Source organism: Paenibacillus sp. A14 (genome assembly GCF_036864815.1).
Classification (GTDB): Bacteria; Bacillota; Bacilli; order Paenibacillales; family Paenibacillaceae; genus Fontibacillus; species Fontibacillus sanfengchensis.
Window position 1 is genome coordinate 456,748 of record NZ_JBAGJD010000003.1, and the last position, 20,030, is coordinate 476,777.

The 20,030-nt window shown below is 55.9% G+C and carries 18 protein-coding genes; 3 read left to right on the forward strand and 15 right to left on the reverse strand.

All coding sequences use genetic code 11. From position 1 onward, the window contains the following. Positions 1-152: 152 nt before the first annotated feature. Complete coding sequence (locus V4U88_RS10145) at positions 153-425, reverse strand: DUF6809 family protein (RefSeq protein WP_068783347.1); 273 nt, start codon at positions 423-425, stop codon at positions 153-155. A gap of 107 nt (positions 426-532) precedes the next feature. On the opposite strand from V4U88_RS10145, the gene V4U88_RS10150 reads away from it, so the two are divergent. Beyond that, positions 533-751 carry a helix-turn-helix domain-containing protein gene (locus tag V4U88_RS10150; protein WP_036714644.1) on the forward strand — a complete coding sequence of 73 codons (219 nt, stop codon included), beginning with the start codon at positions 533-535 and terminating at the stop codon, positions 749-751. Positions 752-902: 151 nt separating this feature from the next. On the opposite strand, the gene V4U88_RS10155 is transcribed toward V4U88_RS10150, so the two are convergent. The 5 genes from V4U88_RS10155 to V4U88_RS10175 all read right to left on the reverse strand — a co-directional run bounded on the left by V4U88_RS10155 (position 903) and on the right by V4U88_RS10175 (position 7,880). Then, a complete protein-coding gene (locus V4U88_RS10155) occupies positions 903-1,493 on the reverse strand; it encodes a tyrosine-type recombinase/integrase (protein WP_334073141.1) in 591 nt (196 codons plus the stop codon). Between the two features lie 254 nt (positions 1,494-1,747). After that, the gene (locus V4U88_RS10160) at positions 1,748-2,395 is read right to left on the reverse strand and encodes a pentapeptide repeat-containing protein (protein WP_334073142.1); all 648 of its coding nucleotides are present in this window, start codon (positions 2,393-2,395) and stop codon (positions 1,748-1,750) included. 141 nt (positions 2,396-2,536) lie between these two features. After that, entirely contained in the window at positions 2,537-4,747 is a 2,211-nt protein-coding gene (locus tag V4U88_RS10165; RefSeq protein WP_334073143.1) for a DEAD/DEAH box helicase, read from the reverse strand. Next, a complete protein-coding gene (locus V4U88_RS10170) occupies positions 4,744-6,087 on the reverse strand; it encodes an ATP-binding protein (protein ID WP_334073144.1) in 1,344 nt (447 codons plus the stop codon). The genes V4U88_RS10165 and V4U88_RS10170 overlap by 4 nt, the downstream gene beginning before the upstream one ends. Positions 6,088-6,128: 41 nt before the next feature. After that, positions 6,129-7,880, reverse strand: coding sequence for a TerB N-terminal domain-containing protein (locus V4U88_RS10175; protein WP_334073145.1), 1,752 nt, complete (start codon positions 7,878-7,880; stop codon positions 6,129-6,131). 171 nt (positions 7,881-8,051) lie between these two features. Here V4U88_RS10175 and V4U88_RS10180 point away from each other — a divergent pair, with 171 nt between their 5' ends. Next, positions 8,052-8,759 carry a M50 family metallopeptidase gene (locus V4U88_RS10180; protein ID WP_334073146.1) on the forward strand — a complete coding sequence of 236 codons (708 nt, stop codon included), beginning with the start codon at positions 8,052-8,054 and terminating at the stop codon, positions 8,757-8,759. Here the strand turns inward: V4U88_RS10180 and V4U88_RS10185 are convergent, their stop codons facing one another. The 3 genes from V4U88_RS10185 to V4U88_RS10195 all read right to left on the reverse strand — a co-directional run bounded on the left by V4U88_RS10185 (position 8,760) and on the right by V4U88_RS10195 (position 10,606). After that, positions 8,760-9,329, reverse strand: a complete 570-nt coding sequence (locus V4U88_RS10185; protein ID WP_334073147.1) for an Imm41 family immunity protein — start codon at positions 9,327-9,329, stop codon at positions 8,760-8,762. Continuing rightward, positions 9,319-9,543 (reverse strand): hypothetical protein, encoded by a 225-nt coding sequence (locus V4U88_RS10190; protein ID WP_334073148.1) that lies wholly within the window; start codon positions 9,541-9,543, stop codon positions 9,319-9,321. The genes V4U88_RS10185 and V4U88_RS10190 overlap by 11 nt, the downstream gene beginning before the upstream one ends. Before the next feature lie 238 nt (positions 9,544-9,781). Further along, entirely contained in the window at positions 9,782-10,606 is an 825-nt protein-coding gene (locus tag V4U88_RS10195) for an AraC family transcriptional regulator (protein WP_334073149.1), read from the reverse strand. Positions 10,607-10,730: 124 nt separating this feature from the next. Here V4U88_RS10195 and V4U88_RS10200 point away from each other — a divergent pair, with 124 nt between their 5' ends. Beyond that, positions 10,731-13,847 carry a glycoside hydrolase family 2 TIM barrel-domain containing protein gene (locus V4U88_RS10200; RefSeq protein ID WP_334073150.1) on the forward strand — a complete coding sequence of 1,039 codons (3,117 nt, stop codon included), beginning with the start codon at positions 10,731-10,733 and terminating at the stop codon, positions 13,845-13,847. 218 nt (positions 13,848-14,065) lie between these two features. Here the strand turns inward: V4U88_RS10200 and V4U88_RS10205 are convergent, their stop codons facing one another. The 6 genes from V4U88_RS10205 to V4U88_RS10230 all read right to left on the reverse strand — a co-directional run bounded on the left by V4U88_RS10205 (position 14,066) and on the right by V4U88_RS10230 (position 19,993). Further along, on the reverse strand, positions 14,066-15,010 hold the full coding sequence (locus V4U88_RS10205) for a sugar phosphate isomerase/epimerase family protein (protein WP_334073151.1): 945 nt from the start codon (positions 15,008-15,010) through the stop codon (positions 14,066-14,068). A 138-nt stretch (positions 15,011-15,148) separates the two neighbouring features. After that, a complete protein-coding gene (locus tag V4U88_RS10210) occupies positions 15,149-15,964 on the reverse strand; it encodes a carbohydrate ABC transporter permease (RefSeq protein WP_334073152.1) in 816 nt (271 codons plus the stop codon). Positions 15,965-16,005: 41 nt separating this feature from the next. Continuing rightward, on the reverse strand, positions 16,006-16,887 hold the full coding sequence (locus V4U88_RS10215; protein WP_334073153.1) for a carbohydrate ABC transporter permease: 882 nt from the start codon (positions 16,885-16,887) through the stop codon (positions 16,006-16,008). A 1-nt stretch (position 16,888) separates the two neighbouring features. After that, positions 16,889-18,256, reverse strand: coding sequence for an ABC transporter substrate-binding protein (locus V4U88_RS10220; RefSeq protein ID WP_334073154.1), 1,368 nt, complete (start codon positions 18,254-18,256; stop codon positions 16,889-16,891). A gap of 137 nt (positions 18,257-18,393) precedes the next feature. Next, positions 18,394-19,203 (reverse strand): HAD-IIA family hydrolase, encoded by an 810-nt coding sequence (locus V4U88_RS10225; protein WP_334073155.1) that lies wholly within the window; start codon positions 19,201-19,203, stop codon positions 18,394-18,396. Between the two features lie 211 nt (positions 19,204-19,414). Continuing rightward, positions 19,415-19,993, reverse strand: a complete 579-nt coding sequence (locus V4U88_RS10230) for a glycerol-3-phosphate responsive antiterminator (protein ID WP_334073156.1) — start codon at positions 19,991-19,993, stop codon at positions 19,415-19,417. Positions 19,994-20,030: the final 37 nt, after the last annotated feature.

Below are 20,030 nucleotides of genomic sequence, written 5' to 3' on the forward strand. Positions count from 1 at the left end.
TGGGGCGTTTGTTATCTGAGCTTCTTCCATGATTATACATCTGATAACCAAGGGGCGAAAGCCCCGATGCGTGAATACGGTGTTAACTGAAGTCAACGACTTCCTCGAGCTACGTTACTCTCTAATATATCATCCGTCTTTAAAATTCTTCTTTATTTTCCATCAGCATAAGCTTCCGTTACAATTTGAACACCCATTTTGAAACCATAGATGAATACTTCGGTTGAATATATCGAAGAAGACCTTCCCAATAGATCATATATTTTTTCAAGAAGCTCCACCTCATCCTCCGTCAGGCTTGTTATTAACTTCTCCTTGAAGCTTGAAATTTCGCTATTCAACAATTTATACTCTGGATTCTTCGGTATAATCTTTTCTTCTGGTCTAATTTCTCCAAAATACAATTGCTCTAATAAGCTACTCATCCTACATTCCCTCCATTGTATTTCTCATAAGAGCATTTTAGCGATTTTATCGCTAAATCTCAATAGCGAATTACTCGCTAGAGTATTTTTATGTTGGAGGTGTTTGTATGTACCCAAGAATTAGAAGCTTGCGTGAAGATAAGGATTTAACTCAATCTCAAATTGCTGCATATCTCAACTGTAGTCAACGTATATACAGTAATTATGAACGCGGTGAAGTTGATATTCCAACCGCCATACTCATTAAACTTGCCGACTTCCACCAAACCAGCACCGATTATCTTCTTAATAGAACTAACATTAAACAAGCTTATCCCAAAGATTGAAAAAATTTTTGGGGTTCTTATTTCACTATCGTTGATTTCACCTAACTCCTATATCTCTGCACGTCGCGAACATCCTCTACAATTTAGTATTCGCGCACCTGACTATTATCCATAATTATATCTCCATTTCATGTTTCTGTAAGCGAATATTTCACATCCTTTCTATTGACCATCTCCTCCTCATCCGGCTGATCGTAATCCGATCCAGCGGGCTTTGGATTTTCTTAAGGTTCTTAGTGCTGACATGGGTATAGCGCTCGGTGGTGGAAGGGTTGGCATGGCCCAGCAGTTCTTGGATAAACCGGAGGTCAGCGCCGTTTTCGAGTAAAAAGGGTGGCAAAGGAGTGTCGAAGCACGTGGATGCGACCTTTTTCTTGACGCCAGAGCGTGTCAGTGCTTCCGTAAAAACTTTTTGAAGCGATCGTTCATGGAGGTGGGTTCCTGGATATTGACCCGGAAATAGCCATGCGGATGGCTTCTCTGATTTCATGTATTGTTGCACCAGTTCCCATGCCGCTCGCGACAAAAGGGTATGGCGGTCTTTTTTTCCTTTTCCCTGCCGAACGGAAATGATTCCCCGATTCCAATCCAAGTCGGTAAGCTTGAATCGTACCGCTTCACTTACACGCAATTCGGAGGAATAGGCCAAAAAAAGCATGGTACGATGCTTCAAATTGTTCAAGGCCTTGAGAACGCGAAGCACTTCTTGCTCAGATAAAACGTAAGGAAGCTTCTTTTCCATTTTGGGACGCAGGTAACTGGCTTTTTCTGTAGAACATTTCAGGACGTCGGCAACACGCAGAACGCATACTCTTCAAATCCTCTGATTGAAAATGCTGTAATTTTACCCATAACTCCTTGTCATTGACCCGCCCGATATGAATGATCATCGCTTTACCCCTTCCCTTCTTTTTCCCAACAAAAAAGACAGCCCTCCGCAGAGTTCTGCCTTCCATTGCTTTTGGATACCCGGTTATGTATGATCTGGGCGTTCCTCTACCCCTTCACCTTCAACCCCAACAGCTTCGCAAACCCGATCGCCTGCTCCGGCGCTACGGTGCATCCCGCCAGTGCCTCTACCGGAATGTCGATTCGGTCATACGTGCACGTACTGATATCCATGCCCTTCAGCGAGGTGTTGTTGAAGTCCGCTTCGTTCAGGTCACACACGTCGAGCTCCACATCCTTGAACTTGCAGCCATAAAACGTCGCATTCTGCAAAACACTGCCGGTAAAGCGCACCTGCTTGAGCGAAGCCTCGCCGAAATCGGACAGGTTCATGACACAGTTTTCAAAGGTGACGAACCCGAGGTTGGCCTTGCTCAGATCGATGCCGGTCAATTTGCAGTCCTTGAAATGGACGCGGTGGATCACGCCTTTTTGCAAGACGGCGTTGGACAGGTCGCAGTTTTCCAGAACCGCGTCGGTCAGGTCCATCCGGTCGAAGGTGGTATGGGCAAAAGAACATCCGCGCAGTCTCACTTTGGCCAAAATGCACCGATCCATGACCTCATGTTCGAACCGGTCGCCGCTGAGCAGCCCGTTCACCAGTTCACGGTCCTCGTCCTCCAGGACATCCTCCCACCGTGCCTCGTTCAACTCCGCCGGAAGCTGAGGTGCCATCATTTTTATTTTCGCTGCCATGTCTTTATCCCCTTCAAAAATTAAATTTAATGCGTATCTAAAGCGCTCCTGCTCCGCTAGCTGTTCAGTTTTCAACCGGTAAAACTGCCACAAAAAGCACGGACCCGATCACCGCAAACAAGTAAACTCAACAAGGTGCCACTATCCGGCAAAACCATCCCCCGGAACGCCGTTCAACGCTTCCTTCAAGCCCTTCAAATCCAATCCGTCCACGGCAAAAGCGCGCCGCACCAGCTCAGGCGGAACAAACTCGTCGTACTTCCCCAGGTAAGGGGCCTCGCTTGCGTCGAGCAGCGCCTCCGCATCTCTCACCTCGGACAACTCGGTCTGGATCGCGGCCAGAAGCTCCGGCGCTGCCGTCTTTCCGGCGACGACCATGTAATACGGCTCCATCGGGACAACCTGCCGCAGTCCCATGGGCTCGGTCAGGTTGTGCTTCAGCAAACGCTCCAGCGTGCGGAACTGTTTGCTTCCCGTCCACGGCAAAATAAACACCGAATCGCCCCCTGCGGGAATCACCGGACTTCGCAGCAGCCCGCTTTCGCGGGCCAGCCGACGCGCGCGTTCCAGCCGGTTCACCGCGCCGGGGGCCAGGTACGGGTAGAGCGTGGATTCTTCCAGCACCTGGCGCATTTTTTGCATCACCCGGGTGTGCACATCCCCGCCGGCGCCGAGCCAGAGCGTGTCCACCTTGCCCCGGAAGGATTTGACATACACCGCTTTATGCTTGTTGTCCACCTCTTCCACCTTCCACAGCTTCCCGGCCAGCGAGAAGCAGTAGCCCGGCGGCGGCACGGTGGTGATGCTGCCGATTTCTTCGGAGCCGTTGTACACCGCATGCTCTTCGTCATCCTTGAACACGGCGTAGAAGCGGAAGTTGTTGACCACCTTCTCCCCGCCGAGCCCGATGATCAGCGTCCCTTCCTCCGTCTGCAGGATGTGGTCGGTCTGCAGCAAATACTGCAGCAGCTGCTTGTATTCCTCCGGCTCGAAGCCGCGAAAAGAAGGCAGCGTCAGCACCGCCCGCGCCAGCTCGGCGGGCTCGGCTTCGCCGATGCTTTTGAGCGTGCTCATCGTTTGATGGTAGAGCACACCGACCGGCTTCCGCCGTAGATCGAGCGGCTCCACCCAGCGTTCGCGGACGTACAGCTCGATGACGGCGATCGCCCGCAGCAGCGTCCACGGCATGCGTGCGGGGAGTTGCGCCTCCTCGTCCTCTTCCTCCGCGACGAGGAACATCATTTCGGACGCCATGTCGCCCCGGCGTCCGGAGCGGCCGAGCCGCTGCACAAAGCTGGAGCAACTGTACGGCGCCCCGAGCTGGATCACCCGCTCCAGCTCGCCGAGGTCGATGCCCAGCTCTAGCGTGACCGTCGCAGCGGCGACCGCGGGCCCGGGGCCGGAGCGCAGTGCGGCCTCGGTCTCTTCGCGCAGCATCGCGGAAATGCTCCCGTGATGCACATGAAACACATCGCGCTCCTCACGCTTCGCGGCGATCCGCCGCATCTCCAGCGTCGTCAGCTCCGCGTCCGAGCGGCTGTTGGTGAAGATGAGCGCTTTTTTGCGGTGCGTATGGTCGTAAATGAAGCTGTAATAGTTCTGCTTGGCCAGTTCCAAATGCTCCGCTTCCCGTTCATTCCGCGCGTCCGGGAACGAAAAATGCTCCACCGACAGCTTCAGCTTCCGCCCGCCCTGCGGCGAGACGACCTCGACGGGCTGCTTCGTGCCGGCCCCCAGCCAGCGCGCGGCCGTGTCATAATCGCTCAGCGTCGCCGACAACCCGATCCGGCGCGGCGAGCAGGACGCCATGCGCGTCAGCCGGGTCAGCTGGCTCAGCACCTGAATCCCCCGGTCCGCCCCCATAAACGCGTGCACCTCATCGATCATGATATACCTTAGATCATGGAACAGCGCGGGGATCGCATTGGGCCGGTTCATCAGCAGCCCTTCCAGCGATTCGGGCGTAATCTGCAGCACGCCGCAGGGGCGCTGCATCAGCTTGGTTTTCTCCGCCTGGGAAACGTCCCCGTGCCAGTGCCAGACGGGCACCTCCCCCTCGCGAAGCAGCTCGGTGATCCGCTCGAATTGGTCGTTGATCAACGCCTTGAGCGGCCCGATATACAGAATGCCGACCGATTCCGACGGCCGTTCGAACAGCTCCGTCAACGCCGGAAAAAAGGCCGCCTCCGTCTTCCCCGACGCCGTCCCCGAAGCGATCAGCAGATGATGCGGGGTGTCCAGCAGCACCCGGCAGGCCTCGACCTGGGCTTCGCGCAGGGAGTCCCATTGTTTGCGGTAAATATATTCCTGTATGAACGGAGCCAGCCTGGAAAAAGAATGGTTTCCGCTCATAGGTCAAACTCCGCCAAAAAGTCGTCCAGTTCGTCCTTCGCCTCTTTGCGCGAAGCCCCACCGCCCGATGCCGCAAATTCCTGCTCCCGCTCTCCCATCAACGCCTCGAAGGTCAGCGACTCATGCTGGTGCAGCATATGCAGCACGTCCATGAAATCGCGGACGACTTCCCGGGTTGTCAGCAGCTCCTCGGCGCCCAGCCGGCCAACCGCCGCCTGCATAAACGCGATCAACTGCTCATCCGTTAGCTGCGCCGCATAGCCGAAATGCATGGCATGGATCTCCCGGAGCTTTTGCAGCAGAATCAAAATCTCTTCGTGCGACAGCATATCGAGCTTCAGGATCGGCGAGGTGTACGTCCGCCGCGTGCCGCTGCTATATCGCCCGTCCATGAGCCGGGAGCGCAAAGCGTCGTAGCTGAACAGTCCCCTCCGCTCATCCTCCACGAACTGCGGCGTCCCGCCGAGGTAAATGCCGAGGTACTGTGCCTTCCCCTGCATCGTGTCGTTGAACATCGTCAGCAATTTCTCATAGTTGCTTTGGCGGGAGATGCTGTTGGTGATTTTGTACAAATTCACGCCTTCATCGATAAAAAGCAGCAGCCCTTTATACCCGATCCGCACGGCAAACTCAGCCCACAGCTTCATATAGTCGTACCAGTTGTCATCGTCAATGATTACGCCGACGCCGAGCTCCTTGCGGGCTTCCGTTTTGGTCGGAAATTCGCCGCGCAGCCAGCGCAGGGCCGCCGCTTTCCGGTCATCGTCCCCCAGTTTGTAGCCGCTCCAGTAAGCCGCCAGCACCTTGGCAAAATCAAACCCGTGCACCAGGCTCTGCAGTTCCTGGCTCACCGCGTAAATCCGCAGCTCCACCGCTTCGAGCAGCTGCGGATCGCCGGGCCGCAGGCCCGTCGCACGCATCTCTTCCTGCTGGAGCGCGGCGATCCATTTCTGCAGCATCGGCTCCAAAGCGCCGCCGTCCGGCCGCGTCCGGGTGGACATATTCATCATCAGTTCCCGGTAGGTCGCCAGGCCCTGCCCCTTCGCACCGACGAGACGCCGCTCCGGGGAAAGGTCGCCGTCCGCGACCACAAACTCTCGGTCCATCGCATAGTTGCGCATCATTTGCAGCAAGAAGCTTTTGCCGCTCCCGTATCGCCCGGCAATTAACCGAAAAGCGGCTCCGCCTTCCGCGATATTGTCCATATCCTGCAGCATCGACGCCACCTCGGCCTTTCGCCCGACCGCGATATGCTCCAGCCCGACCCGCGGCACTACCCCGGCCGTCAGGGAGTTCACCAAAGCGGTGGTGAGCCGCTTCGGAATTTGCACCTGTTTCATCGAGATTTCACCTCATTGATCTTCTCTTCTTCGCACTTTCTTTAATCAGCCGCTCTCCCAAGAAGCTTGCCGAGCTCCGGCCGATATTCCTCCGGAATGTCCTCGCCGTCCACCAGTAAATCGCCGATTTCTTCCATCGCGATTTCATTGATTTCGTCGAGCAGCAGCTCGGGCATCGAGCCGGCCTGTTCGGCGATCGCATACAAGGAGGACGCGTCTTCCCCATTCAGCAGGGCCGACAGCATCTGAAGATGCGCCCCGCCAAACCGCGCATACATCCCCCGCCAAACCGCCGGCAGCCCTTCCGCTTCCGGGTTTCGATCGGAGAAAGGCGCCGGCGGTTCGGACATTTCTATCGCAGCCGCGGGGAACTCCCTCATTTCCGGCTCCGTTACCGGAATTTCGGACTCGGATTCATCCGCAAAGGCCAGCCAGCCCCGCTCGAAATCAAGCTCCGCCTGCTCCGGCCCGGCCTGCTTGCGCTTGCCCGGCTTCCGCCGGCCCGGCTCGCTGCCCGCGATGGGACCCGCCACCGGCGCAGGCTCACCCCACGGCGCTTCCCCGGCACCAGCCAGTTCCTCCGCCAGCAGCAGATCCCGAACCTCATCGGATTCCTTCTGCAATTTGCGCAGCTTAACCGTGTTGATTTTGACCTTGGGAGCCCGGGCCTTGGCTTCTTCGGCTTTGCGCTGTTCCAGTTCCTTCCGCAGAAAACGGTCGACAAGCTGCTCGACGTCCGGCTCCACCGCGATCCCCCGCAGCTTGCCTTTGAATCCCGTCAGCTCGCGGAGTTTGTTCTCCGTGAGCCGGACGAGCTGGGTCACATAATCGCGCAGCGGCGGATGCTCGCTCACCGGCAGCACGGTGACCGGCACGCTGCGTCCGTGCAGCTCGAAATCGTAGACGGCGCTGCGGAACAAATGACGTTTGACTTTTTTCTCCCGCGGCTTAAACCGGGCCAAAAGCCGATTTCCCTGCGCCTTGCTCATGTAGCCGTCTACCAGGGACACCACTTTCGGGGCATACTGCTGCAAGTCCTTCCGTCCTTGCCCCGTATAAAAACGGCTCTTCTCCACTTCGTAATCCAGGAGCGGCGTCAGCATGTCCCAGGAAAGCCCGAGCGGTTCGGCGGTAAATCTCCGGTACCATTCCAGTTCCCTCAGCTCGGTCGAAAGGTTCCGGGGAAACTTCAGCAAGGGTTCCATCCTAGGCAAATCCAGCCCGAACACCAGCGCAAAATCGTACAGCCATTCCCGCGCGTACAAATCCAGCTTCGGATACCGCTGACGGTATTCTTGCCAAACCCGGCGGATGAGCTCAAACCCCTGCGACGGCTCACGCCAGCCGATTCCGTGAATCAACTCGTACAAGTATACAAAAAGATACGACAGATCCGTATCCGGGTACCTTCCCGCACGAACCTCACCGCGCCAATGCAAATACCATTTCAGCTGAGCCGGCTGCATTTCCTCATAGGTCGGCCAATAATGTTGAAAAGGAACGAATTCGGCCGACTCGACCGTCTCTCCTTCCAATTCTTTAGCCTTCCGGACAAATTGCTCCTCGCGGGAAACATACCTGAAGTTCTCCCTCCAGTCGATTTCCCGTTCCACGCTTTCCGGCATCACAATCCGGCTGTACGCTTGCGGCTCCTCCCGGGCCACAGGCCTCGCATAATCCGCATGGTCCGCGAAGTCAAGCTCCAGTTCGGCGAACGTAAGACCCTGTTCCCGGGTCGTTCGCGGGTTCTTTTTTTCTTGAGACATGCCGTGCTTGTCCGCTCCTTCGTTCATCGTCCAACGTCCTCCATCACGACTCCATTATACCATCGAAGCGAAAATTTGTTCGCTTTTTTGAATGCTTTTTTGTTCTCTATTATAATTGAGTGGCAACCGGGTCTTCCAGGCTGAAAGATGGGAAGATTCAACTTCCGTTAAGTAAAGTAAAAGTGAAGGGAGCCCTTTATGAATAAATGGCTGAAAGCCTTGTTGTTTTTGCTGGGGGCTGCGTTTTTGACCCGGCTGATCCCTTTTTCCGACTGGTTTCGCATGCTCGACACGATGGTGCATGAGCTCGGTCATGCGGTGGCGACGCTGTTGGTCTCCGGCCGCGTGCTGCGCATTGAACTGAATCCCGATCACAGCGGGGTCACCTACTCCATGCTGGCTTCCGGATGGAGCCAAATTGCCGTCTCCTTGGCCGGTTACGTATCGGCTTCGTTGTTTGCCGTCGGCCTGTTTTACGGCTATGCCAAACAAAAGCAAGCCCTGGGGCTTGCCGTAGTCAGCGCGCTGGCGCTTGCGATGATCGTCTTTTTTGTGAGATCGGGGTACGGGTTAGGTTGGCTGATCGTCTTTATTTTGATCAACGCGGTAGTTTACTTTATCGGCGGAAAGATTCGAAACTTCTATTATTTACTGCTCGCGTTCCTATGTCTCGAGGAGTCCGTGATGGGGCCGGTCACCCTGCTGCAGCGCTCCATCATCGATCCCCGGCAGGCCGGGGACGCCGCCAATTTGGCCGGCCTGACCCTGGTCCCCGCTCTGGTGTGGTCGATGATCTTCATCGTCGTTTCCCTTTGGTGCGCCCTGTTCGCGCTGCAGCTGTACTGGAAACGGGACCGGGCGGCTAAACCGGGAAAGTCTGAAATGATGCCGAGTATGCGCTCTTGATCACGACTTTCGGGGAACGGCATCCGGGGCAAATGACAGCCCCTTCTCCTCTAACTCCCGGCGTAGAATCCCCACTGCTTTGGGGCCTACGCCATGCAGCTTGAGGAGTTCTCGCTCACTGATCGAAGCGAGCTGGTCCAACCGCCCATATCCCGCATGGGCAAGGGCCCGCGCCGCCGGTTTACCGATCCGGGTCGGAATGTCGCTTTCCATCACTGCCCGGTTCACGGAAATTCCGTTAAAATAGGCGCTAAACACCTCTTCCAACCGGTCCACCCTATCCGGAAAACGTCCTTCATCGGGAAGGCCCCGGATCGAATATTGGTCGTGAGGGCAAAAATTCCACATAAAACTGCGGTAAATATAAGAAAACACCTTACTCACCGTAGCGCTGATGCCCCGCTCCAGATACGGTTCCTGTTTCGTCGCTTCAATAAGATCAATCATCGCGTGATACAGCTCCCAGTAGGAATCCTCATGGAACGTATCTTTTTCGTGCAAATAGTAAATAAAACTGCCCTCTTGTCCATTACCATTAGCTTCCAGTACGCGGACGGCTTCACTTTTCACCGCTTTTCCCCCTCTTCTTGTAACTCTCCAACCGGTAATCCTCAATAAGGTCGATATTTCGCCGGTTGTGCGCATAAGCTTGAATCTGTTTGCTAATGTTCGGATACAGCGTAACCCCCGCAAGCTCGCTCAAACCGATCCACCTTACGCCAGTCCGCATCGGATCGGAAACATCGGGCAGCCTCGGACGGAACCCCTCTTTGGCCGCAATCATAGACCGAAGAGGCGCTCGACAATTTAGCTGGTTTAGCTGGAATTGTTCCCGCTAATTTACTCATTCAGGCTTTCTCCCAACAATTAGCGGGAAAAGCTCCAGCTATTCCGGGGCTCCGAGACACATCTAGCCGCTTTAGGCAAAATTAGCGGGAGGATTTCCATCTAATTGAACTGCCCTTGGCAAAATCTCAGCAATTAACAGGAGAATTTCCCGCTAAGCGGTAGGCCGCTTTACCTCAAGAACCCAGCCCGTGCATTTTCTTGAATTCCTCGGGACTCATCCCGGTATGCCGCTTAAACACGGCGCAGAAGTAGCTGGAGTTCTCATAACCCACCTTTTGGGCGATCTCGTAGATCCTTTTGTCTCGCTCGGTAAACATTAACTTTTTACTCAGATTGACGCGTTCTTGGTTGATATAGGCCAAAGGCCGGAGTTTCAGCGTTTTTTGAAAAAGACGGCACAAATATTGCGGCGAAACGCCCGCGATCTCCGCCAGTTCGCCTAGCGGCAAGGGTCGCGGCAGGTTATGCGCAATGTAGGTAAGCACCGGGCGCATGCGTTCCAGCTCATCGTTTTTTGCCTCAGCCGCGATCAGTTCTCTATTTAAGTCCAGCAAAAGGTTGTACAACTGCTTGGAGCATTCCGTTTCGAAATTCTCGTCCCCGTGTTCCTCCGCCTCGAGCATGCGTTGAAGGCCGTCCATCAAAGTCCGGGTGCGCAGCCGACCAACGCCTGAACCATTTACCCCGGCATACGCGAGCAGTTGGCTCGCCTCCCTGCCCTGGAATGAAACCCAGGCCAGCTCCCAGCGCTCACTAACCGGCATGTACCTGTGTGGAATATCCGGGAACAAAAAGAACACCTCCCCCGGACCCACGAGAAACTCCTCCTCGCCGAGGACCAGCTTCCCTTGCCCTTGAATCACCTGATGCACCTGGTAATCGGGAAAGCCTGCGGGACGGTGCGTTTCGTTCTGATGCTCCCAATAGCCCAGCGTCGTCATAAAAATAGGCAGCCGGGACGTCTCCTCCGTCTTTCCGAAGATGATCCGGGACTTCATCGGAAAATCCTCCTCTTGTTTCATATTTTAATACACAGGGCGAATATTCTTTTATTTTCTAAAGGCCAATGGAAACTTATAATGTTAATATATTATAACATAGCAAGAGGAGTTGTTACGTTACATGCGCAAAAAACTCGTTTACACGCCCCCGGCCAACGGCTATCCCGAGTGGAACAACAATCCGGAGCTGTTTCAATTGGGGCGGCTCGAAGCCCATGCGACCATGATGCCTTTTCCCACCGTTTCGGAAGCGCTCTCATCAGATCCGGAATCTTCCCCCTACTACCGATCGCTGAACGGGGTGTGGAAATTTGCGTTTGCGGAGACGCCGGAGCGGCGGAGCCGGGATTTTTATCGAACCGATTTCGACGCCAGCGGCTGGGAAGAACTGCCGGTCCCTTCCCATTGGCAGCTTCAAGGCTACGATTACCCGCAATATACGAATGTAAGGTATCCTTGGGCGGTCTCCGAGCCTGAGCTGAAGCCCCCCTTTGCGCCGGCCTTGTACAATCCGGTGGGTTCTTATATCCGCACCTTTACCGTGCCGCAGGACTGGAATGGGCGCCCCGTGTTCCTCAGCTTTCAAGGCGTCGAATCCGCGTTCTACGTGTGGGTGAACGGCGAGCTTGTCGGTTATAGTGAAGACACCTTTACCCCTGCCGAATTCGACATCACCCCCTACCTGGTGGAGGGAGACAACAAGCTGGCCGTGGAGGTCTACCGCTGGTGCGATGCCAGTTGGCTCGAGGACCAGGATTTTTGGCGGCTCAGCGGGATTTTCCGCGACGTGTACCTCTATTCGCCGGGCCCGGTACATCTTGCCGATTTCTTTGTGCGCAGCGACCTGGATGCCGATTATCGCGATGCCGAACTGCAGCTCGATATCAAAATCACGAACTACAACGCGGAAAGCACCGGGGAAATCACCGTGGAAGCTCAACTGTACGATGAAGACCGGCGGGCCGTTCTCGACGCGCCGCTGTCCTTCACCTCCATCCTTCAAGGCGAGGAATCCCACACTTTGAAACTTTCGGCGGCGGTGCGGAATCCGCTGAAGTGGAGCGCGGAGACGCCCCATTTGTATACGCTGATTCTGACCCTGAAGGACAAAGAAGGCCGCGTCCTCGAAGCGACCCGCTGCAAGACCGGATTCCGCAAATTCGAACTGAAGGACGGACTGATGAAGATCAACGGCTGCCGGATCGTATTCAAGGGCGTCAACCGCCATGAATTCTCGCAAGACTCCGGCCGGGCGATCGGGAAGGCGGAGATGATCCGGGACATCGAGCTTATGAAAACCCACAATATCAACGCGGTCCGGACCTCCCATTACCCAAACCAGTCGCTTTGGTACGAACTATGCGATGAATACGGACTTTACGTGATCGATGAAACCAACCTGGAGACGCACGGATCCTGGCAATACGGACAGCAGGAATTGAATGAATTCAATGTACCGGGCAGCCGGCCGGAATGGCGGGACAATGTGCTCGACCGCTGCAATTCCATGTTCCAGCGGGACAAAAATCACCCGTCCGTCATCATTTGGTCGCTCGGCAATGAATCCTTCGGCGGAGACAACTTTATCGCCATGTACGATTTTCTGAAACAGACCGACCCGACGCGGCTTGTCCATTATGAAGGCGTCTTTCATTACCGCCAATCGGAAGCGGCCAGCGATATCGAATCCACCATGTACGTCAAACCTCGCGATGTCGAGCATTACGCGCTGAACCATCCCAAAAAGCCGTATATCCTCTGTGAATACAGCCATGCCATGGGTAATTCCTGCGGCGGACTTCATCTCTATTGGGAATTGTTTGACAAGTACGACATTTTGCAGGGAGCCTTTATCTGGGACTGGATCGACCAGGCCATTCGAACGACCGCGGGGGACGGTACGGAGTATCTTGCCTATGGCGGGGATTTCGGCGAGTCGCCGCACGACGGCAATTTCTGCGGAAACGGGCTTATTTTTGCCGACCGGACCGTGACTCCAAAGCTGCATGAGGTAAAAAAATGCTATCAGGACGTCCGCTTCGAAGCCGTGGATTTGCGTCAAGGGCTCATTCGGATTCGCAACAAAGCGTTATTTACGGATCTGAGTCAATACGCCTGCGTATGGAGCGTAGCATTGGATGGCGTGCCTGCGCAGAGCGGCACCTTGGAAGCCACAGCGCCTCCCGGAGGAACGGCGGAGATCCGCATTCCGTTCCAGACCGCTTTCGCGGATGAGCGGGAAGCCGTCCTGACGGTTTCTTTCGTCACAAAGACCGAACATAAATGGGCCAAGGCCGGACACGAAGTCGCCTGGGAGCAGTTCGTATTGAAACCTCGCATGGTGCCGTGGGGTTCCCCAGAGGCTCAAGGACTTTCCCCGCTGAAAACGGAAACCGTGGCGGAGGAGCTTAGAATCACCGGGGACAACGTCTCGGTTACTTTTGACCGAAATTCAGGAAACCTGGTCTCCTATAAAATAGCGGGCCAAGAACAGCTCGCCGGGGACGTACGGCCGAATTTCTGGCGCGCGGTTACCGACAACGATCTCGGCAACAAGCTTCATGAGCGCAGCGCTTTTTGGAAAACCGCTCCGTTCAACCTGAAGCTAACCCGGTTCGAACACCGGACAGAAGGCGACGGCTGGGCCGTCTGTGCGGATTACGCGTGGGAGAATCAGCCTTCGTGTACCCTCTCCCTCGTCTATCGCGTATTCCCGGATGGAGCGATCGAGGTGGAACAAACCTTAGTGCCGGACGGCAGTCTGCCTGAAATGCCGGAGTTCGGTTTGCTGTTCACCCTGAACAAGACCCATGATACCGTCAGCTGGTACGGCCGCGGCCCCCACGATAACTATTGGGACCGGAAGACCGGGGCTCGCCTGGGTTACTACACCGGAAGCGTCCGGGACCAGTTCGTTCCTTATTTGCGCCCGCAGGAATGCGGCAACAAGACCGATGTCCGGTTTGCCGAAATCTCGCGGAGCGCCGGCGATGCGGCCATTCTTCGGTTCGACAGTCCGATGCCTTTCGATTTCAATGCGCTGCCTTGGTCCCCGGAAGAACTGGAAGCGCATGACCATGTCTATAAGCTGCCCGAAACCGGCCATACGATCGTAAGAATCAACTTCAAACAAATGGGCGTCGGCGGCGACGACAGCTGGGGAGCCCGGACGCATGAAGCTTACACGCTTCCCGCGAACCGGCCTTACTTCTTCAAGTTCCGGGTTCGCCCCGTGTAACGGGGTTGCTCTTGAGGTGATCTTGATCGGCCAAATGCTTATACAAAAAAACCTGCATATCTGCAGGTTTTTTGATGTTAAGATGCCGCTTTCTCCGTAATCACAATAAATTCTTGCACATTTGCGTGCCTTGTTCCCCCGATGCGAGCCCCAATTCGAGATTCGGCACGACTTCTCCAGCAAATAAAGTCCCATAGGTCAAGGTTGTATGATGAGGGCTAAAAGCTGCTCGAGAACTGCCGGGTCAGACTAATCAGCCTGTCTGCGGATGGCAGCAAATCTTCCGGCTTCCTCATCTCCAGCACCCAGGAGCCCCGGTATCCGCAGGCCACCAGCCAGGCCGCCATCGCCTCGACCGGCACGGTGCCGCCGCCCAGCCCCAAATGGTCATCCGCCTCCCCGGCGTTGTCGCTGAAGTGCAGCGCCACCAGCCGGGGCATCGCCTGCTGGAGCATCAGAAGGCAGCGGCCGCTGCCCGTCATATGGGCATGGCCGCAATCGAAGACGAGGCCGACCCGCGGGGAATCGAGCTCGTCGGCGATCGCCCGCAAAAAGGGGACCTCCGCGCCAAGCAAGCCCGGATAAGGCGGGACATTCTCCAGCGCAATCACCGTGCCGCTGCCGGCCGTTCGCTTTAGTACCCGGGCGAGAAAGCCGACGATCCGGCGCTTCGCATCTTCGGTTCCCGCCTCTATCCCGGTTCCGGTTTCGGCCGCGGCCCCCGCGAGTTCCGCCCCACGCCCAGGCTCCGCTTTAGCCTCGCTCACCGCCTTGGGGCCCGCCCCGGGAAGCTCCTCCGTGCCAGCCGGCTCCCCTCCCTCGCTCCCCGCATGGAGGACGACATGGCTACACTCCAAATGCTCCGCGACGAGCAGCGTTTCCACGAGCAGATGCTCGGATCGGGCCGTCTCCGCCTCGTCCCCGGCCGCCGGGTTGCAGCCGGTGATGGGCGCATGCAGGCTCCACCGGATGCCGTAAGCCTCGCCGATCCGCTTAAACTCCGCAAGCTGCGCTTCAGGCCAGACCAGGATCTCCTCATGGCCGCCCTCGCACATTATTTCAATCTGCTTCCAGCCGGCCTCGGCCAGGAGCAGCACCGCCTCTTGAAGCGGACGGTCGATGTAAGCATAAGTGGAAACGGAACAGTCTTCGCGTGTGATCATCCGGATCTCTCCTTCACATGGGGATGGTCCTTCTAAGTTAAAACCTCCTGAACATGCCACTTGGGATGAAATAACTCTCCTTTGACAGCTCCCGCGGGGTGGCTTTGCCCTATGGAACGATCCGGTGCCTGATGGAAGCTACTTAATCCCGGAATGAATGAAACTGTCGATGAACTGACGCTGAAAAGCCAGAAAGATCGCCAGCAGCGGTACGATGACGAGCAGCGTCGCCGCGCTGACTTCGGTCCATTGAACCCCGACTTCGAACGACTGGGCGAAAATCGACAGCCCGACCGTCAGCGGCCGGTTTTCCACGGAATTCGTGACAATCAGCGGCCACAAGAAATTGTTCCACTGATAGCTGATCGACACAAGCGCAAAGGCGACATAGGTAGGCCGGGACAGCGGGAAATACACTTTCCACAACACCTGCCACCGGTTGCAGCCTTCCATGAGTGCCGCCTCCTCCAATTCCAGGGGGATCGTCTTGAAAACCTGACGGAGCAGGAAAATCCCGAAGGAAGAAGCGAGATAGGGCAGCATAATACCCAGTTTCGTATCGAGCAGCGAGAACTGCTTCAGAATATTGTAGTTGGGAAAAATCAGCACATCGGCCGGAATCATGATCTGTGCCAGAAACACCAGAAACACGATCCCGCCCCCAGCGAACGGCACCCGCGCAAACGCGAAGGCGGCCATCGTCGCCGTCAGCATCTGTACGGCGAATACGCCGAACACGATAAGCAGCGTATTCAGGTAATACACGGTGAAGGGAGCCGCCGACCAAACCGTGGCAAAATTGTCCAAGGTGAAGTCCGCCGACCAGAATCCCGAAAGCGCCGTCTGCCTCGAGCGGAACGCGGTCGCCGTCATCCAGACGAGCGGCATCAGCCAGATAACGGCCAGCAGCAGCATGAGCAAATTGCAGATTTTAGAGACATATTTCTGCGGCATATCCTAAGCCTTGCCTTTCCTTCCGGACGATCCGTCCGGAATCAATGATAGTGAATTCGTTTGTCGAGCCCGAAAAATTGCACCGCCGCAAACAACAGCAGCAGCCCGATCATGACCACCGTCAGCGCGGAAGCCATACCCTGGTCCCAGAAGCTGAAGGCCGTCTCGTAAATGTAGTAGAGCAGCAAGTTGCTCGAGTTGTTAGGGCCCCCGCGGGTCATGATCATCAAGTGATCGACCAGCTTGAACGCATTCGTCAAGGCTACGATACTGACAAACAGCGTGGTCGGCATGAGCAGCGGGAATGTGACTTTTCGGAACACGGTAAAGCTCCCGACCCCGTCCATCTGGGCGGCTTCATACAGCTCTTTGGGGATATTTTGCAGGCCGGCCAGATAAAAAATCATAAAATAGCCCGCTTCCTTCCAAATGATCATAATGATCATCGCCCACAGCACTAGACCCGGCGTACCGAGCCAGTTCAGTTCGGCCTGTCCGGTCCAGGAGAGGAGCCGGCTGACCATACCGTATTCCGGCGTATAAATAAACAGCCAGATGTTGGCTACCGCGATCATGGGGATCAGCGTCGGGTAAAAAAAGGCCGTCCGCATAAACCCTCTTCCCCGCATGACTTTATTGGCGAACACCGCCATCAAGAGGGCCAGGGCGATCCCCGCAGGAACCGTCCCCAGCGCAAAAATCGTATTGTTGCCCATCACCTTTTTGAACACTTCGTCCTCCGCCAACCTGCGGAAATTATCCCATCCGGCAAATATGGGCTCCGGCGCAGCGAGGTCGGCCTGATACAGACTTAGACGAAGCGTCAGGAAAATCGGATAAAAGGTAAACAACGCCAAAACAACCAAAGAAGGCAGCAGCAAGATCCAGGCAAAGGCGTTGTTTCTCCAGCGGCTTCCGGCCATGCTATTTATTGAAGGAAGCCAGAGCCTGATCGGCTTCCGTCTGGGCTTTCTTCAGGGCCTCGGCAGGAGACAAAGCGCCGGTCAATGCCGCCTGGACAGTATCGTTCAAAATTTTCATCACCTTGCCGTTATTGTGTGTGGACAGCTCGGCTGCCGCGTATTCCAGCTGTTCGCGGGCTACCAGTGCCGCCGGGAACTCGGACGCATACTTCTTCATCCGCTCCGTTTCATAAGCGGACTTGCGCACCGCGACATAGCCGGTGTCGATGCTCCACTGGGCCGCGCGCTCCGGCTCGGTCATAAATTTGACGAACTCCCAGGCTGCCTGCTGCTTTTCCGGACTGATATCTTTGAAAATATAGAAGTTGCCCCCGCCCGTCGGGCTGCCAAATTGCTTTTTGGCCGGCAGGAAGCTGACGCCAAAATCAAAAGTGGCGTTTTTCTTGACATTCGTCAGGTTCCCCGTCGTATGGTACATCATCGCGGTTTTGCCTTCCAGGAAGTCGGACGGCACCGTGCTCCAATCGGTCACGCCTTCCGGCATCGCTTTGTGCTTGGCCGCAAGATCAACCCAATATTGAAGTCCCTCCACGTTTTCCGGCGTGTCGAACATCACTTTCTTCCCGTCCTGGGTCATCAGGTTTTCCCCGTTTTGCAGCGCGAAAGTCTGCATCATCCAGTAGGCGAAGCCCGTGACCGGAATTTCCAGTCCGTAGCGTCCGTCTTTTTTCAGCTTGATCGCGTAATCCTGCATTTCCTCCCAGTTCTTTGGCCCTTTTTCCGGATCCAGTCCGGCTTCCTTGAACATTTCCTTGTTGTAGTACAGGACGATCGTGCTGCGCTGGAACGGGATGCTGTAGGTATGGCCGTCCGTTTGCGAATTCGCCATGAAGGCCGGATAGAAATCCGTCAAATACGCGTTGCCTTCCTTTGCAATGAAGTCGTCCAGCGGAACGATGGCGTTCATATCCAACAGGCTGAACAGCTCCGTGGACTGCAGTACAGCCACATCCGGCGGCTGCTTCGCTTGAACGCCCGCCTGCGTTTTCACCGCGGTATCCGCATAACTGCCCGTATATACGGGGGTTACATCGATTTCGGGATGCTCTTTTTCAAAATCCGCAGTCATCGCTTCGATCGTAGTGGTCAAAGGTCCGCCGACCGCGATCGGATAGTAGAAGGTCAGCTCCGTTTTTTTTCCGCCGTTTGCCGCGGATGCCGTCTGAGCCGTCCCTTGCGAAGCCGCCGCGTTGTTCCCGTCTCCATGGCCGTTGTTATTTCCGTTCCCGTTTCCGCTTCCTCCGCCGCATCCCGCAAGCAGCGACAACCCTAGCGCCGCCGCCAGTACTTTCGAACTCCATTTCCGCATAGCTCCATCTCCTCCAATTTAGTTAAGCTGATGTTTCGGAACAATTCCGTGCTGAGAGACCGGCATTTCTTCCACTCTACCAAACCCGTATAATTCTTTCGTAAGCACGGGGTAAAAACGCTGTTAAATTCGCGCGGTTAAACTACGGTTCCAGCCCGCTTTGATCGCGGAAGCATTTCGTCCATCGTCGCCCAGATATAATCCGGTACAACCTGAAAACGGTCCAGGTCCTCGAGTGTCGAAACACCTGTCAGTACAAGCGCCGTGCGCATCCCGTGACTGGCACCGAACAGGATGTCGGTGTCCAGCCGGTCGCCGACCATCAGGCAGCGGTCCCCGCTCGTTCCGCTCCAATCCAGCACCTTGGCGGCGAAATAGGCGGACGGCTTGCCGAGGATTTCCTCCACCGTCCCCATGCTCGCGGCTTCGATCGCTTTGACCATGGACCAGGTGTCGGGAATCAAATCGCCGGCTACCGGGCAGTTCGGGTCGGGATTCGCGGCGATCAGCAGCGCCCCGTCCCGGACCGCCTTCATCGCCCGATGCAGCTTCCCGTAGTTGAACTCCCGGTCCATGCCTACAAGCACATGCGTCGCTTCGGACGGATTCTCCGTCGTATCCACACCCCCGGCGGCAAGCTCGTGGACGAGCGCTTGTTCCCCGGCGACGAGAACCCGGGCCCGCTCGGGCCGTTCCCCGAAATAAGCGGCCGACATCGACCCCGCCGTGATGATTTCATCCTCGTGGGCCGCCAGTCCGAGCCGCCTAAGCCGGTCACGGCATTCCCTTCTTGTCCTGATGGTCGTGTTGCTTAAGAATCTGACCTTCTTCTCCTGGCTCCTTAAAAAACGCAGCGTTTCCCGCACGCCGGGCAGCAAGACGTCACCCAGAAAAATCGTGCCGTCCAAATCAAAAAAGTACGTCTCAAATGACAGCGTGTCCGGCAATGATTGAGCAGCCTCCTTTGGTGCGGTGCGGACAACACAAAAAAGCCCGTTATGCAGCCGCCCCGGAAACGGACATGGCGAACCATGCCGTTTCCGGCGTTCTGCATAAGGGCTTTCTCCTCGTCTCCGACCCTGAATTATAAAATTGAACTTGAAGAGTTCTTGCTTCTTTAATTTAGCTCCGCATTGTCAAGGGCGTATTAACGTCGTGTTAAGCCATTGCAAAAGAATGCCACAGGCTCTTGTTCCCCATGGAGACCGCGGCGGCCCCGGCACGCAGGGCCGTTTCGATTTCCTCATGGTCTTTGATCAGCCCTCCGGCAATGATCGGCAACGACGTGCTTGCCCGCAGCTCGCTGATCACTCGCGGAATCAAGCCGGGCATGACCTCTAGCGCATCGGGCCGGTTTTGGCGGACCGTATGAATCCCGTGCTCCAGCGCGGAGGTATCGATCAGGAACAGCCGCTGAATCGCCTGGAGTCCGCATTTTTTGGCCTGCTTGACCATATGGCTTTTGGTCGAAATAATGCCTGCCGGGCGAACCTTGTCGGCGATATACTCCACGGCGACGGGATCACTGGCCAAGCCGGCCAGGAAATCGACATGAAGAAACACCCGTTTTCCCGCTTCATTGGCCTGTCGGACATAATCCTGCACCGTAAACAAATCCCCGGTCAGCAGGAACAGGATCGGCCAACCGCTGTCGCAAGCCGCATCCAGATCCTCGGGCTTTCGCACGGCGGGAATAATCGTCCGGCCCCAGGTTCCCGTGAATAGTCCATTTTTCATTCTTACGCCTCCTTGTTGTTTGTCCCTAGTATAGAGG

What these genes read in the sequence shown, in the direction of transcription:
- V4U88_RS10220 (WP_334073154.1), bottom strand. Translation starts at nt 18,256, where the DNA reads ATGCGGAAATGGAGTTCGAAAGTACTGGCGGCGGCGCTAGGGTTGTCG.
- V4U88_RS10150 (WP_036714644.1), top strand. Translation starts at nt 533, where the DNA reads ATGTACCCAAGAATTAGAAGCTTGCGTGAAGATAAGGATTTAACTCAA.
- V4U88_RS10160 (WP_334073142.1), bottom strand. Translation starts at nt 2,395, where the DNA reads ATGGCAGCGAAAATAAAAATGATGGCACCTCAGCTTCCGGCGGAGTTG.
- V4U88_RS10190 (WP_334073148.1), bottom strand. Translation starts at nt 9,543, where the DNA reads ATGATTGCGGCCAAAGAGGGGTTCCGTCCGAGGCTGCCCGATGTTTCC.
- V4U88_RS10200 (WP_334073150.1), top strand. Translation starts at nt 10,731, where the DNA reads ATGCGCAAAAAACTCGTTTACACGCCCCCGGCCAACGGCTATCCCGAG.
- V4U88_RS10230 (WP_334073156.1), bottom strand. Translation starts at nt 19,993, where the DNA reads ATGAAAAATGGACTATTCACGGGAACCTGGGGCCGGACGATTATTCCC.
- V4U88_RS10155 (WP_334073141.1), bottom strand. Translation starts at nt 1,493, where the DNA reads ATGGAAAAGAAGCTTCCTTACGTTTTATCTGAGCAAGAAGTGCTTCGC.
- V4U88_RS10170 (WP_334073144.1), bottom strand. Translation starts at nt 6,087, where the DNA reads ATGAAACAGGTGCAAATTCCGAAGCGGCTCACCACCGCTTTGGTGAAC.
- V4U88_RS10215 (WP_334073153.1), bottom strand. Translation starts at nt 16,887, where the DNA reads ATGGCCGGAAGCCGCTGGAGAAACAACGCCTTTGCCTGGATCTTGCTG.
- V4U88_RS10165 (WP_334073143.1), bottom strand. Translation starts at nt 4,747, where the DNA reads ATGAGCGGAAACCATTCTTTTTCCAGGCTGGCTCCGTTCATACAGGAA.
- V4U88_RS10175 (WP_334073145.1), bottom strand. Translation starts at nt 7,880, where the DNA reads ATGAACGAAGGAGCGGACAAGCACGGCATGTCTCAAGAAAAAAAGAAC.
- V4U88_RS10205 (WP_334073151.1), bottom strand. Translation starts at nt 15,010, where the DNA reads ATGATCACACGCGAAGACTGTTCCGTTTCCACTTATGCTTACATCGAC.
- V4U88_RS10210 (WP_334073152.1), bottom strand. Translation starts at nt 15,964, where the DNA reads ATGCCGCAGAAATATGTCTCTAAAATCTGCAATTTGCTCATGCTGCTG.
- V4U88_RS10195 (WP_334073149.1), bottom strand. Translation starts at nt 10,606, where the DNA reads ATGAAGTCCCGGATCATCTTCGGAAAGACGGAGGAGACGTCCCGGCTG.
- V4U88_RS10180 (WP_334073146.1), top strand. Translation starts at nt 8,052, where the DNA reads ATGAATAAATGGCTGAAAGCCTTGTTGTTTTTGCTGGGGGCTGCGTTT.
- V4U88_RS10145 (WP_068783347.1), bottom strand. Translation starts at nt 425, where the DNA reads ATGAGTAGCTTATTAGAGCAATTGTATTTTGGAGAAATTAGACCAGAA.